General features: G+C 35.4%; 14 protein-coding genes. 4 read left to right on the top strand and 10 right to left on the bottom strand.

The annotated features are described in order from the left end of the window. Positions 1–20 precede the first annotated feature (20 nt). The 3 genes from arsB to arsR all read right to left on the bottom strand — a co-directional run bounded on the left by arsB (position 21) and on the right by arsR (position 1,852). Entirely contained in the window at positions 21–1,061 is a 1,041-nt protein-coding gene (gene arsB, locus WAX78_RS18545) for an ACR3 family arsenite efflux transporter (protein ID WP_336483462.1), read from the bottom strand. 17 nt (positions 1,062–1,078) lie between these two features. Further along, positions 1,079–1,480: an ArsI/CadI family heavy metal resistance metalloenzyme gene (locus tag WAX78_RS18540; protein WP_336483461.1), complete on the bottom strand. Its 402-nt coding sequence runs from the start codon at positions 1,478–1,480 to the stop codon at positions 1,079–1,081. Positions 1,481–1,546: 66 nt separating this feature from the next. Further along, positions 1,547–1,852 carry an arsenical resistance operon transcriptional regulator ArsR gene (gene arsR, locus WAX78_RS18535; protein WP_413789209.1) on the bottom strand — a complete coding sequence of 102 codons (306 nt, stop codon included), beginning with the start codon at positions 1,850–1,852 and terminating at the stop codon, positions 1,547–1,549. Positions 1,853–2,307: 455 nt separating this feature from the next. Between arsR and WAX78_RS18530 the strand changes: the two genes are divergently transcribed. From WAX78_RS18530 to WAX78_RS18520, 3 genes are all read left to right on the top strand, one after another. Further along, positions 2,308–2,997 (top strand): Crp/Fnr family transcriptional regulator, encoded by a 690-nt coding sequence (locus tag WAX78_RS18530; protein ID WP_336483458.1) that lies wholly within the window; start codon positions 2,308–2,310, stop codon positions 2,995–2,997. Between the two features lie 388 nt (positions 2,998–3,385). Then, entirely contained in the window at positions 3,386–5,620 is a 2,235-nt protein-coding gene (locus WAX78_RS18525) for an ABC transporter ATP-binding protein (RefSeq protein WP_336483457.1), read from the top strand. Continuing rightward, the gene (locus tag WAX78_RS18520) at positions 5,617–7,500 is read left to right on the top strand and encodes an ABC transporter ATP-binding protein (RefSeq protein ID WP_336483456.1); all 1,884 of its coding nucleotides are present in this window, start codon (positions 5,617–5,619) and stop codon (positions 7,498–7,500) included. Before WAX78_RS18525 ends, WAX78_RS18520 begins: the two co-directional genes overlap by 4 nt. Before the next feature lie 196 nt (positions 7,501–7,696). On the opposite strand, the gene WAX78_RS18515 is transcribed toward WAX78_RS18520, so the two are convergent. From WAX78_RS18515 to WAX78_RS18500, 4 genes are all read right to left on the bottom strand, one after another. Then, positions 7,697–9,196, bottom strand: a complete 1,500-nt coding sequence (locus WAX78_RS18515; RefSeq protein WP_336483455.1) for a sodium:solute symporter family protein — start codon at positions 9,194–9,196, stop codon at positions 7,697–7,699. Beyond that, on the bottom strand, positions 9,193–9,393 hold the full coding sequence (locus WAX78_RS18510; RefSeq protein WP_336483454.1) for a DUF3311 domain-containing protein: 201 nt from the start codon (positions 9,391–9,393) through the stop codon (positions 9,193–9,195). The genes WAX78_RS18515 and WAX78_RS18510 overlap by 4 nt, the downstream gene beginning before the upstream one ends. 12 nt (positions 9,394–9,405) lie before the next feature. Continuing rightward, positions 9,406–10,578 (bottom strand): M20 family metallopeptidase, encoded by a 1,173-nt coding sequence (locus WAX78_RS18505; protein ID WP_336483488.1) that lies wholly within the window; start codon positions 10,576–10,578, stop codon positions 9,406–9,408. A 226-nt stretch (positions 10,579–10,804) separates the two neighbouring features. Further along, entirely contained in the window at positions 10,805–12,103 is a 1,299-nt protein-coding gene (locus WAX78_RS18500) for a helix-turn-helix domain-containing protein (RefSeq protein WP_336483453.1), read from the bottom strand. A 994-nt stretch (positions 12,104–13,097) separates the two neighbouring features. On the opposite strand from WAX78_RS18500, the gene WAX78_RS18495 reads away from it, so the two are divergent. Further along, on the top strand, positions 13,098–14,222 hold the full coding sequence (locus WAX78_RS18495; protein WP_336483452.1) for an FAD-dependent oxidoreductase: 1,125 nt from the start codon (positions 13,098–13,100) through the stop codon (positions 14,220–14,222). A 164-nt stretch (positions 14,223–14,386) separates the two neighbouring features. Here the strand turns inward: WAX78_RS18495 and tnpA are convergent, their stop codons facing one another. The 3 genes from tnpA to WAX78_RS18485 form a co-directional block, all read right to left on the bottom strand. Beyond that, a complete protein-coding gene (gene tnpA / locus WAX78_RS25230) occupies positions 14,387–14,542 on the bottom strand; it encodes an IS66 family insertion sequence element accessory protein TnpA (protein WP_413789208.1) in 156 nt (51 codons plus the stop codon). A gap of 193 nt (positions 14,543–14,735) precedes the next feature. Continuing rightward, a complete protein-coding gene (locus tag WAX78_RS18490) occupies positions 14,736–15,467 on the bottom strand; it encodes a hypothetical protein (protein ID WP_336483451.1) in 732 nt (243 codons plus the stop codon). Between the two features lie 498 nt (positions 15,468–15,965). Beyond that, positions 15,966–16,655, bottom strand: a complete 690-nt coding sequence (locus WAX78_RS18485) for a polysaccharide deacetylase family protein (RefSeq protein WP_336483450.1) — start codon at positions 16,653–16,655, stop codon at positions 15,966–15,968. Between the last annotated feature and the right edge of the window lie 38 nt (positions 16,656–16,693).

The raw sequence follows: 16,693 nt of genomic DNA, 5'->3' as shown, positions 1-16,693 counted from the left end.
TCCACCTATTCTATGAATGTTTATCTTTGTTGTATCTGAAAGTACTTACGTTGGAACCAAAGTGCTACATTAACAAGTGCAATCATAACTGGAACTTCTACTAACGGTCCAATAACTGCTGCAAACGCTGCGCCTGATTGAATTCCAAATACACCTACTGCAACAGCAATCGCTAATTCAAAATTGTTACTTCCTGCTGTAAATGCTAATGTTGTTGTTACTCCATAACTTGCACCAATTTTTTTGCCCATAAAGAAAGAAACGAAAAACATAATTACGAAATAAATGAGTAATGGAATCGCAATACGTATAACATTAAGTGGTACACTTACAATAACCTCTCCTTTTAAAGAGAACATCACAATAATTGTAAATAATAATGCGATTAAAGTAATTGGACTAATCTTTGGAATGAATACTTTTTCATACCATAGACGACCTTTTGTTTTTACTAGGATTAAACGAGTTAACATCCCAGCAATAAACGGTATTCCCAAGTATATAAACACTGATTTCGCAACCTCTGCCATTGTAATATCAACAATAGCTCCTTCAATTCCTAGCCATTCGGGAATTACTGTTACAAACACATATGCATACACGGAGAAAAATAACATTTGAAATACGGAGTTAAAAGCTACTAAACCTGCAGCATACTCAGTATCTCCCTTTGCTAGGTCATTCCAAACAATAACCATTGCAATACAGCGAGCCAAACCAATCATAATTAAGCCCACCATATATTCTGGTTTATCGGGTAAAAATATTATAGCTAAAGCAAACATCAGGACGGGCCCAATTATCCAGTTTTGAACTAGTGATAATACTAATACTTTTACATCTTTAAATACTCTCCCCATTTCTTCATAACGAACCTTTGCTAATGGGGGATACATCATCAAAATTAAGCCTATTGCTAGTGGGATAGATGTTGTACCCACTTGTAAACTATTTATGCTACTCGTAATTTGAGGAAATAGTATCCCTATCCCGATTCCTAGAGCCATGGCGAGAAAAATCCAAAGGGTTAAGTATCGATCCAAAAATGACAGTCTTTTCATAAGATGCTCCTTTCATATTAACAGCAAGATGTAGGTTCTACCTTATGAACATCGCTATCTGCCTTTGTATAGAAAAATTCCCATTCGTTACCGTCAGGATCAGTTATCCAAAACTTATCTTGTACAGCATAGCAACATGTTGTATTCATCTCGTCTCTTGCAAAAAAGCCTTCTTTTTCTAATCGATCCTTATGGATTTTTATTTCTTCTTCATTTTCTACTTGGAACCCAAAATGATTCACTTGATTTCCGGATACTTCATCTTTTACATTTAAAGTGAAGTTAAGTCCTGGAGTATCTAATAAAAATTTTGCATAATCATTTTTCACCTTAACTGGTTTTACTGCAAATGCTTTTTCATAAAATTCAATAGACTTTTCTAAATTTGTAACATTAATCCCAACATGTACATATTTCATTACAAATTCCTCCTTTGATTTTACATAAAATTAATCAAAAAAATTTGATGTATAGTTTAAAAAAATTTAGCAACAAGTTCCTTTTCCTGTTTTTCTAAAAATGCAACAAAGTTCTTCTGATAATAGATTATTTACTTCTGTATCATTTAAATCATAGTAACTCCAAGTACCTTCTGTTTCTTTGATTATCAAATTTGCGTCTAGCAAGATTTTAAGATGGTAAGATAACTTAGATTGTGTCATGCCAAATGCTTCTGTTAAATCACATACACAAGTTCTGCCTCTTTGACAAAGTTCATACATAATCTCTAATCTTTTTTGATCTGCAAGAGCTTTAAATTTTTTCTCATATTGTTCAAATCGTTTGTTCATATCATCCAACCTCATTCATCAAATTTTTTTGATATTTTTTATTTTATGTGAGATTTCTTGTTTAACGCAAGAAATAAATCAATTTTTTTTGATTAATTTAATTAAAAACTCCCCTCACATATTAGATATATATAATATGTGAGGGGGTTGATTTTATAACGTTTTTTATAAATTAGGTCTTGATAACCTTTTGCAGTAGGGCTTTCTTCATCCCCTACTGAAAGTTAACTATTCATTTGTAAATTTTCACATCAGGATATCCAGGTATTACTACCCGCGAATAACAGAGCAAATTAACGCTATACTACCTTATGATATTTACTACACTTTTTCGTTTTGGAAAAAATGTTCACATTTTCTATCACAAATATGACTTCTATCACACCTTCATTGAGCGGCTTGATATAAATTTATAATAAAAGGAATATGTCTGAAATTATGAAGGAGTTGTACATATGAAAGAAGACATGATCAAACAGCATTTACGGGAAGTCCCCCTCTTTAAAGAACTTTCAGAAGAAGAGCTTCAGCCTATTGTCGATATTTCACAAATGCGAACTTATAAAGCAAAATCATTTGTATTTATGCAGGGTGACATACTTGACCGTGTGTTTTTTATCCACTCAGGTAAGGTGAAAATTCAAAAAACGGATGTAACCGGTAAAGAACAAATTGTTTCTGTGCTTCAAGCTGGAGAAATGTTCCCCCATGCTGGTTTCTTTCGAAAAGGTACCTTCCCAGCACATGCCGAAATACTTGAGTCTGCGCAATTAATTGTTACTCCAATCGCTGATTTTGAGAAAATTTTAATTCAGTATCCTGAATTATGTATAAAATTGTTTAAGGTTCTTGGAGAAAAAATTGTGGATCTTCAGGACAGATTAGAAGAGCAAATTCTTCATAATACGTATGAACAAATTATTAAGTTATTGCTTCGCTTATGTAAATCAAATGGTATACAGGTAAATGAGAAATATACATTAACGACTCAATTTACAAATCGAGAACTCGCCAATATGATTGGAACATCGAGGGAAACGGTTAGTCGTACAATTACTCAGTTAAAAAGAAAAAAATTAATTGATATTGATGAAAACGGCTGTTTCATTATGATTCCAGATAAATTAGAAGAAGAAATTATTTGATTGAACGCAAATCACCTCATTATTCATTGAACTCCCCCCACCTAACATCTTTACTTTTACTGAACGTTGAGGTGGGGGTTTTACTGTTCACGCATAGCTGGACAACCAAATGATTTAATTTTGTGAACCATCCCAAAAATGTGATAAACATCCCCCTATTTTTCGTTAATCAACACGCCTAGTACGAACCACTTCTACACATGGCCAGATCCTCTCTCCCCTCTAGTTTTTAATTTGTATTTACATGCCCTAAAAGTTGCATTACATCTGAATATAGTCATAGAATTAATATGTAGTCGAAGCACCTAAAAAGCGGGTAAAATGAATTACTATGAAGAATAAAGTAAACACTAAAAAATTCGAAAAGGAAAATGGAGAGATGAATTAAATGTTAAAGATAATCAAACATTTAAAACCATTTGTTGCCTCAATCATTGCAGTTATATGTCTTTTAACCGTGCAAGCGATATGTGACCTATCACTGCCAGACTACATGTCTAACATCGTGAATGTAGGTATTCAACAAAAAGGTGTAGAAAACGCAGTACCTCAGGTCATTCGTAAAAGTGAGATGGATAAACTTACACTCTTTATGAATGAAAATGAAAAGAAAAAAGTAGATGATAACTATGTGCTTTTAGATAAGAAGGATCTTTCTAAAAGTGAGTTGCAAAGTTACTTAAAAGATTATCCACAGCTTGATAAAGAACCACTTTATAAGCTACATACAAATGATAAGGATACAATTAGTGAACTTAACGATCTATTTGGTAAACCAATTTTAATTACAGAGGGAATTGAAAAAGGTAATACATCCGCTGCGCCAAGTGGTAACAAAGCACCGATGAATCTTCCGCCAAATACAGATCCTTTTGCCGTCATTTCTAAACTGCCTCAAAGTCAAATTGATGCAATGAAAGAAAAGGCAGATGAAAAGTTTAAGAAGATGCCAGGCAGCATGATAACACAGTCAGCTGTTGCATTTATTGAGAATGAGTATAAAACGATCGGTATAAATACGAATACGCTTCAAACAAATTACATTCTTACTTCTGGCGGGAAAATGCTGCTTTTATCCTTAGTGAGTATGGCCGCTACCGTTATCGTGAGTTTACTTGCTGCAAAAGTAGCTGCAGGACTCGGCAGAGATCTTAGAAAGAAAGTATTTCGGAAAGTTACAAGCTTCTCTAATGCGGAGTTTGATAAGTTTTCTACTGCATCTTTAATCACAAGAAGTACAAACGATATTCAGCAAGTGCAAACACTTATGGTTATGATGCTTCGAATCGTATTCTATGCACCGATTTTAGGCATAGGCGGCGTGATCAAAGTACTTACTACAGACCTTTCCATGGGATGGATTATCGCCGTTGCAGTTATCGCGATTTTAAGCTTAGTCATTGGTTTATTTAGCGTCGCAATTCCTAAGTTCAAGAGTATCCAAAAGTTAGTAGATAAAATTAACTTAATCACTCGTGAATCTTTAACAGGTATGCTCGTTATTCGTGCTTTTAATAATCAAAAGTATGAAGAAAAGAAATTTGAAAAAGGAAATCAAGATTTAACAAGAACAAATTTATTTGTAAGCCGTTTAATGTCATTTATGATGCCAATGATGATGTTTATCATGAATGCCGTTACTGTACTTATTATTTGGGTTGGAGCACACCAAGTGGATATGGGACATATGCAAGTTGGTGACATGATGGCATTTATGCAGTATACAATGCAAATCATCATGGCCTTCTTAATGATTTCTATGGTATCCATTATGATTCCACGTGCTTCTGTATCCGCACAACGTATCGCGGAAGTTTTAAATACTGACCTTTCTATTCGTGACGTCGAGGAACCAAAAACATTCGCTTCAGACAAGAAAGGTTACGTTGAATTCAAAGATGTTAGCTTTAGATATCCAGGTGCGGAAGAAGATGTGCTTTCCAATATCAGCTTTACCGCAAAACCTGGGGAAACGACAGCTTTCATTGGAAGTACAGGTAGCGGTAAATCAACATTAATAAACTTAATTCCACGTTTTTACGATGTAACAAGTGGCCAAATCTTAATAGATGGCACTGATGTTAGAGAAGTATCTCAGAAGGAATTAAGAGAAAAAATTGGTTATGTACCACAAAAAGGAGTTCTATTCTCAGGTACGATCGAAAGTAATCTGAAATACGGTAAGAAAGAAGCAACTGAAGAAGAACTAACAAAAGCCGCAGAAATCGCGCAAGCTATGGAGTTTATTAATGCGAAACCTGAAAGCTTCCGTACAGAGATATCACAAGGCGGTACGAACGTTTCAGGCGGTCAAAAACAAAGACTTTCGATTGCACGTGCTCTTACGAAGGAATCCGAAATATTCATATTTGATGATAGTTTCTCAGCTCTTGACTTTAAGACAGACGCAGCATTGCGTAAAGCTTTGAACAATGAGATTGCAGGAAGTACTGTTCTACTTATTGCACAAAGAATTAGTACGATCATGAATGCAGATAAGATCATTGTACTTGACGAAGGAAAAATAGTAGGAATCGGTACTCATGAAGAGCTTATGGAGAACTGTGAAGTGTATAAGCAAATTGCTTTATCACAACTTTCGAAGGAGGAACTGTCATCATGAGCGATAGAAAAATAGAAAATAGAAGAGGCCCTGGTGGTCCTGGTGGCGGTGGCCATGGCGGCGGTCCTATGGGCGGCGGCATGAGAAAGATTGAGAAGGCAAAAAACTTTAAGGGAACGATGAGTAAGTTACTTCAATACTTAAAGCCATATAAGCTATCAATTTTGATCGTCATTATTTTTGCAATTGGTAGTGCTGCCTTTGCAATCGCAGGTCCAAAAATTTTAGGTAAAGCAACAACAAAGCTTTTCGAAGGACTCGTAAGCAAGGTAACGGGAGCGCCAGGTGCTGCAATTGACTTTACCTATATTGGAAACATTGTCGTTATACTCCTTGGATTATATATAGCGAGCGCTGCGTTTGGCGTTATCCAAGGCTATATCATTTCTGGAGTCGCACAAAAGGTATCTTATAATTTCAGAAAAGAAATTGATGAAAAAATTAACCGTATGCCGCTGAAATACTTTGATAAAACGACACACGGAGAAGTATTATCTAGAATTACGAATGACGTAGATACTGTGAGCCAGACTTTAAATCAAAGTATGTCGCAAATCATCACATCCGTTATTACAATCATCGGTGTACTCATCATGATGTTATCAATCAGCTGGCAAATGACATTAGTAGCGCTTTTAATATTGCCAGTATCCATGATGCTCATCATGGCAGTCGTAAAACGATCACAAAAATACTTCAAATCCCAGCAAGAGTATTTAGGACACGTGAACGGTCAAGTAGAAGAGATTTATAGTGGTCACAATATCGTAAAAGCCTTTAACACTGAAGAAGAAGAAGTTAAAAAGTTCGAAGAGGTTAATGATACCCTTTACCACTCTGCATGGAAGTCTCAATTTTTATCTGGAATGATGATGCCGATTATGACGTTTATCGGTAATATCGGTTATGTAGCTGTATCTATTTTAGGAGGATGGCTTGCGGTAAAGAGAACAATTGCAGTTGGAGATATTTTAGCCTTTGTTCAATATGTGAGAAGTTTTACGCAACCAATCGCGCAAGTAGCTCAAATCGCGAACGTACTTCAATCCACAGCTGCTGCTGCAGAAAGAGTTTTCGAATTTTTAGATGAAGAAGAGGAAATTCCAGAAGCAGAACATCCAGTTAAGCTGCAAGAAGTTAACGGAGAAGTTACCTTCAAAGATGTTCAATTTGGATATAACCCAGATAAGATCATCATCAATAACTTCTCAGCTCATATTCAGCCTGGACAAAAGGTAGCGATCGTAGGACCAACTGGAGCAGGTAAAACAACAATCGTGAAGCTGTTAATGCGGTTCTATGATTTAAATAGCGGTGCTATATGTATAGATGGTCACGATATAAAAGACTTCACGCGAGAAGATTTACGCCACATGTTCGGTATGGTACTTCAAGATACTTGGCTATTTAACGGTTCCATCATGGAAAATATACGTTACGGTAGACTCGATGCTACTGACGAAGAAGTAATTGAAGCAGCGAAAGCAGCTCACGTTCACAGCTTCGTAAAGACCTTACCAAATAGATACAATATGGAATTAAACGAAGAAGCAAGCAACGTATCCCAAGGACAAAAGCAGTTATTAACAATTGCTCGCGCCCTTCTAGCGGATCCGAAAATATTAATACTCGATGAAGCAACAAGCTCGATTGACACTCGTACAGAAGTACTAATTCAAAAAGCGATGGAAAATCTCATGGAAGGCAGAACAAGCTTCATTATCGCTCACAGATTATCAACAATACGTGATGCAGATTTAATCCTTGTCATGAAAGACGGGGATATTGTAGAACAAGGTAATCATGAAGAGTTATTGAAAGCTAATGGTTTCTATGCTTCGCTTTATAATAGTCAGTTTGAAGGTGCAGATGCTTCGTGAGATTAAATAGAAGAAGCTTTCCCAAAAGGTCGTTGAATAACGACCTTTTGGAGAAAGCTTCTTTCTTTTTGTGATTTTGTTGCGGTGACTTAATTCTCTCAAAAAAGGACGGTTCTTTTTTATATGGTTAGCGTAAGTGAATTACCCTTTGAAGTTAGCATAGCCATGTTGGGTTAGCTGTTAAAGTCTTTTTGTATCAGGCCTTACTCTCTATTACTGTTGTCTCCAAAACATCGGCATCCTGATGAGTATAAGCAATATTTCTTGTCATCAAACTGACAATCACTAAGACTACAATATTAACAAATAAGGCGACAATTCCTTCATTCAAGTCTTTAATTGCTTGAGGAAGATAAGGAAACATTTGACCAATTTTTATGTTACCTAAGTCCATAATAGAGACTAGCAGTCCCCCTGTTATAATCCCAGCAAATGCTCCATGTTTAGTCACAAAGTTCTTTCTCATCAAACTGGCGAAAAATGCAGGAGCGAGTTGTGTGATAAAATTATAAGCGATTATAGCAAGACTAAAGAGGGTATTTCCACCTTTAAAGGTCAAGTAAATCCCTACGAGAGAAATAAAGGGAACCAAGTATTTTACCAATTTTGCAATCTGATTGTCTGTTGCAGATGGAGTGAATACGTGATATATATTTTTAGCAAGCAATGTTGATATTGCCATTAACAGCAAAGAACTTGGTACTAAAGCGGCTAACACGCCAGCTCCACCAATTAACCCGACAAACCATGGATCAAAAGCCTGCTTAGAAAGCTGCAGCAAAACAAGATCGATTTCGCTGCCTTTTAACCCTGGTGTTTGTAAAATAGCTGCAAATCCGACGAAAAAGGCAAACAATAAAATCAATTGGTACATTGGCATTAGGATTGCATTTTTTCGTAAAGCTTTTTCGCTAGAGGCAGCAAAAATGGGAGAAAACCCATGCGGCCACATATAAAATCCAATGGAACTTAATATCACAGTCGATATATACCACGATATGCTCATTCCTTGTTCAGGAAGTATGGTAAAGTTCGGCTTTACTTTTTCGATAGCCTCATACATAGGTTGAAAACCGCCATAATAATGAATAGGAAAATAAACTCCTAAAAACACGACAATACCAAGAATCAGAATATCCTTCAAAATAGATGTCCGGGCAGAGCCGTGAATACCGGAAACCATCACAAAAATAGTTACTCCAATTGCTCCAAACCAAATAGCGGTTGTAGAAGAGATGACCCCATAGGATGTTGCAGAAACGATATATCCTAGCCCTTTCAATTGCAGAACTAAATAGCAAGTACAAGCTATAACACCTATAACCGCAACAAGCACACCAAGATAAGGACTTTGATATTTTTTTACAAAAAAATCCGATTGGGAAACTAATTGATGTTTCTTTGCATATCTCCAAATAGCAGGAAATGTCCAGTAGGAGATTACTGTAGCCAGACAACCGTATGTTACGATACTAAAAATGGAACCTCCCTCCCCATAAGCCGAACCGCTTGCACCCAAAAAGGTAAAGGTAGTATACATTTCACCTGCGGACAAGAGGAAAATCAATAGAGTTCCCATTCCGCGTCCTCCAACAGACCATTGTTCTAAGTTCATTTCTTGTCCTTTTTTAGCCCGAATACCAATCAAAACAGAAATGACGAAAAAGAATAGGATGAATAACACGGCAATATTCATCTTGAATCTCCCTTCTGATTAGCAGGATCTAGTATATATATAATCCACATAATACCTGTAGTTATAAAAGACCAGAGTACAATCCAAAAGTGGAAAAATGGCATTCCCAAAACATAGGGAGTCACCTTATTTGTAAACAAAGCACCTAAAATAAATCCCAAAAACGGAATAGCACTAAGCCAATATATGGGTTTCATACTTTTATCCCCCTAGTTTGTCAGGTTTAACATTTTAAAAGTCCCGTGAACAAATAACTTCACTCCATATTGTAAAGCCTGTTCATCGACAGTAAATTTGGGATGATGGTGAGGATAAATAATCCCTTTTTCTTCATTACGAGCTCCTATCATAATAAAAGATCCCGGAGCTACTTTTTGATAGGCAGAGAAGTCTTCACTCCCCATAATTGGCTTTAAAATCTCTCGACTATTTTCACTAAATACTTCACAGACCGTTTCGTCCATCAATCGTGTTACTTCTTGATCATTAATGGTCGGAGCATAACCGAATTGATAATCGAATTCATAAGTAGCTCCATGCGCTTCTGTAATCCCCTTTACTATACGTTCGATAAAAGTTGGAATCTTTTCCCTCAGTTCCGGATTAAAGCTTCGAACGGATCCTCCAATGCTTACCCTACTGGGAATAACGTTAATCGCACTTCCTGCAAAGAACTGAGTCACTGAAATCACAAGAGTTTCCTGAGCATCTCGATACCTCGAAACAATGTGCTGGAGATTTGTTACAATCTGAGTTCCAATTGCAATAGGGTCAACGGTTAGTTCGGGCTGTGAGGCGTGTCCCCCTTTACCCACCACGGTAATTTTAAAAGTATCAGCTCCAGCCATCATCGGACCGTAACTCAAACCAATTTTCCCTAAAGGAACCATCGACGAGAGATGAGTTCCCATAATCATATCTACTCCATCAAGCACACCGGTTTGTACGATCTCTCGGGCACCACCGGGCGGTAGTTCCTCAGCATGTTGAAATAAAAAGCGCACCTCCCCCTTAATTCGATCCTTTAACTGTGTAAGAATCTTTGCCGCACCAAGCAGCATCGCCGTATGTCCGTCATGTCCGCAAGCATGCATCACGCCTGTATTCTGTGACACAAAGTCAAAATCATTCTCTTCTTCAATTGGAAGCGCATCCATATCTGCCCGCAGTACAATAACCTTCCCTGGTTGCTGACCAATCAAACGAGCCATAACACTTGTTTTTGTCGGACGTGAAATTTCTAAATCACCAAAAGTTTGTAGCGTGTCATAAACAAATTGTGCTGTATTTTCTTCTTGAAAAGATAGCTCGGGATACTTGTGTAAATATCTTCGCCATCCAATCACTTCGTCTTTGGTATCCTCGATTAAATTATGAATCATTGTTATTTGAGACACTTATTTCAGCTCCTTTTTCATTCAACTTACATAGCCAATTTTATTTTCGGATTATTTAAGGAAAAAATTCCTTAAATGAAGTATATTAGTTTCGTGGTTAAATTTCAATATTTTTAGAAAATTATAAAAACAATTTTATCAACTTTAATTTTTTCTCCTTTTGCACACGAATATAAATTGCAAAATAAATAAGCATCCCAATAATGGATGCTTATAACAATTGATAAATTTTACTGGGCCTTCCACGAGTGGCATAGGTCTCTTGGCCGACGCATTGTGCCAAATCAACTTCGCACATATCTGTAATAATGCGTCGTACATTACGTTCTGTCATCTCAAGATGTGTCGCCAAGTCTTTTGTTGTAAAAAAATTCCACTTCATTTTATGTATGAGGGCCGATATTTTTTTATACGTTTTCACACTGATATTTCCTTTTTTTAACTTTTCATAAAGGACTTCATTTTGGGTACGACTGGTAAATTGCAATTCTTTTTTGTCGCCCGGTGATTCAACAATTTTGCCATCATCTTGAACGATTACAATTCCGCGCTTCTTCATCCCCTTGGAATGTTGAATTGCGCGGAAAGCATTGATTTCTGCCGAATACGCAGTCTCGCCAAAACCAATTCCGACGGCAACGGTAGTATCTGCTTCAAACGCTAATTTTTGAACGGTATCTTCCAACGTAACTATCTCTCGTTCAATCGCGCCGCGAGAACTAAAAATCATATATCTACCGTTTCCTTTCTCTGAAAAAGAACCGTTAATTGTTTCACCAAGTTGAATCAATATTTCTTTCAACCGGAGTTCCAAGTACTGTAAATGATAAGGAGTTTTCACTTCCTCTGCCACTTTGTTAAAATATTCAACTTCAATGATTTCAACTCCAATTTGTGTGTCTTTAAAATAGGAGGCCTTTACTTTTTCAGAAAGAATCCGAAGCGTCTGTCGTATTTCTATCTTACTTATCGACATCCGGTAAGATGGAATTCCATGTTCCCTTAAAGCTTCACACACTGATGGAAAACAAGATAGAGCACCTGCTGTTTTTCCTTTTTTCCATAAATTCATGTGAAAGTTCAATAATTCATTCGTATCAACATCCAACTCAAACACTTTCGTATAAATCTTTGGTTTCTTTATATTTAACTGTGATAAAGCTTCTTCACTAATATTATTTAAAGACATAGTATCGATACTTAGTTGCTCAATAATTTTTCCTTGTTCATAGATCATCTCTAAAAAAGATTTATAAAAACCTGATTCTGTAGCAGGAACATAAACCATTATTTTATCTGTACCTATATATTTTTTTGCAATTTCATAGGGAATTGGGCCAGAAAAAAGCCATGCATCTACATGAGAAGTATGTTCTTTTACAATTTTTTCTACCTCTTCAGTTTTTACATAGGAGTAAGAGATAAATTCCAACTCATGTTTGTATTCTTCTGCCATGTCTAAAATCAGTTCTATAGAAGTTTTTAGACCGACTAATCCAATTTTATACATACTGCATTCAACTTCCTTTATCATATTTAATATAATCATTGTTACTTGTAAAATATTTTAGTTAGAATAAGTCTCATTATCACGTTCTCTAATTATTCTGTTATTTTTCAATACTATTATTTTATTTAACTTTTATTTAATTTGTATGAAAGAGTTCTATTTATTAGTTCGGCTATTTACTCTTAATTACATAAATAAACCAATAGAAATGAAAAATAACAATATGCAATAAAAAAGAATGATGGGAATGGCATTTTCAGCTGTAAATGCACTCACATCCACACTAATTTTTCTGTTAGTACTTTATTTCTCAGTATCAGATGTTCTTTTTGAAATAAGAATATCCCTTTAGATAATCATATCTAAAGGGATATAACCTAGCAACTTTTTTACAAAGGTCACAATTCGATTTTAAACATCATATTTTTTATGAACAGCATGATTTTATTTTTAATTACCATCTTTTTACTGTCTAGATTAAGATAATTATATCAAAACAAGTTTAGTAAATATTTCCCCCCTGATTGTACTATTCTAGTGTAATGGTCCAATCGGTTCTGTTGCAAAGTTTTTTTAAAAATAAACGACCCCAACAAACAGTTATACATGTTATGCGTTTGTAAATAATTTTCGTAATTCATCGTACGTCGAAAAGCCGCAGTCTAGTCCCTGACTGCAGTTTCGTTTATATATGCAAAACAAGAGGCTGCCCAAAAGTTTCACTTTTTGGACAGCCTCTTTTGCATGAATAAGTTGTTTTTTATAGTACCGTTTGAAGTTTCTTCGTAAATTGTACTGTCATCGTGTAGAAATATGAAACAAACAATATTCTCCTTCTAGATAACTGTTTTTTCCTCCATACCTGTATCTCTATTTACTAAATTCAATCGGATATGAGGTAGTCAATTTTTCGAAAAAAATCATTATTCATATTATTCATAGGTAAAAACCTATACTATAGTAATCAACCATCTTTTATGAAAGGGTGTATATAATGAAACAGCAAATCAAAAAAGTTCTTATTATCGGCGGTGGAATAGGTGGACTATCTGCTGCAATTGCTTTAAGAAAAAATGGTTTATCTGTTACAGTATGTGAGTCTTCAAGTAGTAATTCACTTAAAGGTGCAGGCATTTTGCAACCTCAAAATTCATTTGGAGTTCTCAAAGAATTAGGTATATATGAACAATGCTTAAATAAAGGATTTCAACTCAATTCCCTAAAAATTTTTGATAAAGATGGCATGATAATAAGTGAAATTAGTGAAAGATTTATGGATGAAAACCTACCAGGTAGAAATGCTATTTGGCGTTCTGAATTAAGCGGAATATTAGTTGCAAAAGCTCAGTCTTTAGGAGTGAATATAGAATGGAATAAAACCCTAAAGTCTTATACCGAACATGAATATGGGGTTAATGTAACTTTTGAAGACGAAAGCACTCTCACTTGCGATATTCTTATAGGATTTGATGGCATTCGTTCTAAAGTCAGGGATATAATGCTGGGGCGAAAAATTCACCCTCAATTTTTAGGTATGGGATCATGGAGGTTCCCTATAGAATTTCCTAAGAGTAAATCTTTTAATGAGACGCTCATGCTTCATAATGGAAGCACTAAAATTGGTATTGTACCATTGTCTGAAAGTGCAGGTTATGCTTTTATCTTGAAGCCGGTAAAGATAGATTACTGGGATGATAAAATGACACGTTATGAAAGAGTAATGAACATTGTAGATCAATTTAGAGGAGCATCAACTTTAATTAAAGAGGGGCTTTCTAAAGATTCTCCCATTCTCTTTAATCTAGTTGAAGAAGTTGTATTGGAAGAGAACTGGTACAGCAACCGTGTAGTCATTGGTGGAGATGCTGCTCATGCCAGTGCACCAAATTTAGCCCAAGGAGCTGCAATGGCAATAGAAGATGCCATAGTATTAGCAGAAGAAATTGATAATCATGATTACTTTTATACAGCATTTCAATCCTATTTTAAGAGAAGGTATTATAGAGCTCAAAAAGTTCAAAAGCTATCTTCAGAACTTATAAGAAAAGAATTACTAAGGGAAGAAGGTAGTGAAAAAATTATAATGGCGTGTCATTCTTTTCTTAGTACAGCCTACTAATCCAAAATATTAAATTAGCAAATCAAACTATATATTGTAAAAAAGCCAATTTTTTGTGAATGTCTTTCCCTCACAGGAGTATTCAGGTAACTGAGGCATATCGTGTTATGCCTTTCATTAAAGACGGGAACTTTATTTCCTGTCGCTGATTGAACTACCCCCACCTACCACTTCATTCGCGCTTGAGGTGGGGGATGAATCGGTAGGCTCTGTTTTCGACACCAAGCAACTTTTGATAGTCCACTATTTTTATAGTCTTGAATATAAGCTTCCCATTCATTCTTTAAATAGGTGTTTTTTCCATAATAAAACCTCCACACTTAATAGATGGAGGTTGTTAGTTTAAAACCATTCAAGATCAAAGTTACAGAAAACAAACCAATGTTTGATGTTGTTAATCGTACCCTTTACTTGTTATCAACACATATAAATATGTATATAATGTGACCATGATATTATTGTGTCCTAAACATTCAATATAACCTTGCAGTCACAAATTTATGCTTTTTTGCTTTATTGATTTATATCTATTTTATCTACTACCATTGATGGAATACTAATGTCGCCACCCATTGTAGATTTATAAGTAAGGATGCCTGCAGATTTTCCTCGCACAGTAACACTATCATTTTCTAATACTCTTGATTTTATAATATCGCTTTTATAAGCAACATATAGAATCGTGTCATAATTACCATCAACCGCTATTCTTAATTCAGTTTCCCCTTTACCTTCCATTACCTGTACTACTTTTCCAGTAAACTTAGCTTTCTTCCCTTTAAACTCATCTGGTGTTCTAGCTAATTGATCATAAGTTATTCCTGTATCGTATCCAACACGTTCTTCTTCTTCTTTTGCAGCTTTATCTGCTGCTGCTTTTTCCGCTGCCGCTTTATCTGCTGCTGCCTTTTCTGCTGCTGCTTTTTCTGCCGCTGCTTTATCTGCTGCCGCCTTTTCTGCTGCTGCTTTTTCTGCCGCCGCTTTTTCCTCTGCTGTTAGCTCTTTTTTCTGTGCAGCTGCAGCAGGTTTGCTTGAGGAACCTTTTTCTTGTTTCTTTTCTTCATTACTAGAAGTCGCTCCAAGTAAAACAAACGATGCTATTAAACCAATTCCATAATACTTTAGTACACTTTTTCTATTTCGTTTTTCTGTATCTCCCCATCTAACTACTAATTGTGGTTTGATCATACCTACAACTAATGCTACTAAACATACTAGAAATAATAATAAGAATAAATTACTCAAATCAATTAGTCCTCCTCTATTTCATCTAACTCTACTAGATTTAGTATATGCAAATATTATATTTCCATAATTTAATCTTTTTTTCAATACAAAATAACTTTACTGATTTGTCAGATATAATCTCTTAGTTTAAAACAGGAAAAATCACCAAACAAATCAAAACACGAGTACTATACAAATAAAAAAAGAATGCCGATAAAATACATTCTAGCATTCTCATAAATTCCACATACCACTACTGGACAAAAATTTTATTGCCAAATAAAAACCAGAATGCAAAGCCTTAGTTCAAACGATTTATGATAATTTAATGAATTAAGGAAAATTTAAAAGGCATGAGCTTGGTACAATACCAAGCTCATGCCTTACAAGCTTCCTAAATAAAATACCCTGTCTTCGCTTCATTTCAGCATTGCTGTTTGTCTTTTAAAATCTTCATCATACCTTTTCACGTAGACATCACATGTTTAATAATCCATGTCTACTATTTATCTAATATCACAATTCATCCATTCTTACACAAGACATACCTCGGCTTGATAGTTCTTTAAAAACATCTTTTAATGCATCAATGGTATTCATAGGAGCATCTTCATCCGCTCCAAAGGTTTTCCCACAATCATGCAAGAGGATGACATCCCCATTTTTTATATCTCGTAATAGTCTTTTTTTAACTTTTTCACTGCCGCCTTTACTGCTCCAATCCTCTGCCATTACCGACCATAGGATGATCTTATACTTTTTCATTAGAAAAAAATCGAATAAGTTTAATAATCCCCATGGCGGACGATAATAGATCGGACGTTCTCCAGTAATTTTTTCAATGATTGAAGCACTCTTCCTTAAATACCTTCTTATCGTCCAAGGGGCCATAATCCAATTGGACTTGTGCACGTAATTATGCATTCCTATTAAATGCCCCTCTGCGTGCATTCTTTCAATTAATTCAGGGTATTGCTCCGCTTTAGAACCAACGACAAAAAATGTCGCCTTAATATTATTTATTTTTAACAAGTCCAATAGCTGCGGAGTATAAATAGGATTGGGACCGTCATCAAAAGTAAAAGCAATTTTTGCAGAAGAATCTTTCCTTTTTAATACACCGATACCAAAGCCCCTAGTAAAAATATATGGAACAAACCAGTATAATGCTAATAAGAACAACACCAGTAAAATAACCTTAACCATCTCCTACACTACCCCCTTTCTATAATTTCTGTTCTTAC

The sequence above is a fragment of the Bacillus yunxiaonensis genome, assembly GCF_037104695.1.
GTDB classification, from domain to species: Bacteria; Bacillota; Bacilli; order Bacillales; family Bacillaceae_G; genus Bacillus_A; species Bacillus_A yunxiaonensis.
Note: the sequence above shows the minus strand (reverse complement) of the source record. Positions and strands in the feature narration are given on the sequence as shown.

Bases quoted from the DNA above. Each gene is read 5' to 3' on its own strand.
- WAX78_RS18525 (WP_336483457.1), top strand. From the start codon at position 3,386: ATGTTAAAGATAATCAAACATTTAAAACCATTTGTTGCCTCAATCATT.
- WAX78_RS18495 (WP_336483452.1), top strand. From the start codon at position 13,098: ATGAAACAGCAAATCAAAAAAGTTCTTATTATCGGCGGTGGAATAGGT.
- WAX78_RS18500 (WP_336483453.1), bottom strand. From the start codon at position 12,103: ATGTATAAAATTGGATTAGTCGGTCTAAAAACTTCTATAGAACTGATT.
- WAX78_RS18510 (WP_336483454.1), bottom strand. From the start codon at position 9,393: ATGAAACCCATATATTGGCTTAGTGCTATTCCGTTTTTGGGATTTATT.
- arsR (WP_413789209.1), bottom strand. From the start codon at position 1,852: ATGAACAAACGATTTGAACAATATGAGAAAAAATTTAAAGCTCTTGCA.
- WAX78_RS18515 (WP_336483455.1), bottom strand. From the start codon at position 9,196: ATGAATATTGCCGTGTTATTCATCCTATTCTTTTTCGTCATTTCTGTT.
- WAX78_RS18540 (WP_336483461.1), bottom strand. From the start codon at position 1,480: ATGAAATATGTACATGTTGGGATTAATGTTACAAATTTAGAAAAGTCT.
- WAX78_RS18530 (WP_336483458.1), top strand. From the start codon at position 2,308: ATGAAAGAAGACATGATCAAACAGCATTTACGGGAAGTCCCCCTCTTT.
- WAX78_RS18485 (WP_336483450.1), bottom strand. From the start codon at position 16,655: ATGGTTAAGGTTATTTTACTGGTGTTGTTCTTATTAGCATTATACTGG.
- WAX78_RS18520 (WP_336483456.1), top strand. From the start codon at position 5,617: ATGAGCGATAGAAAAATAGAAAATAGAAGAGGCCCTGGTGGTCCTGGT.
- arsB (WP_336483462.1), bottom strand. From the start codon at position 1,061: ATGAAAAGACTGTCATTTTTGGATCGATACTTAACCCTTTGGATTTTT.
- WAX78_RS18505 (WP_336483488.1), bottom strand. From the start codon at position 10,578: ATGATTCATAATTTAATCGAGGATACCAAAGACGAAGTGATTGGATGG.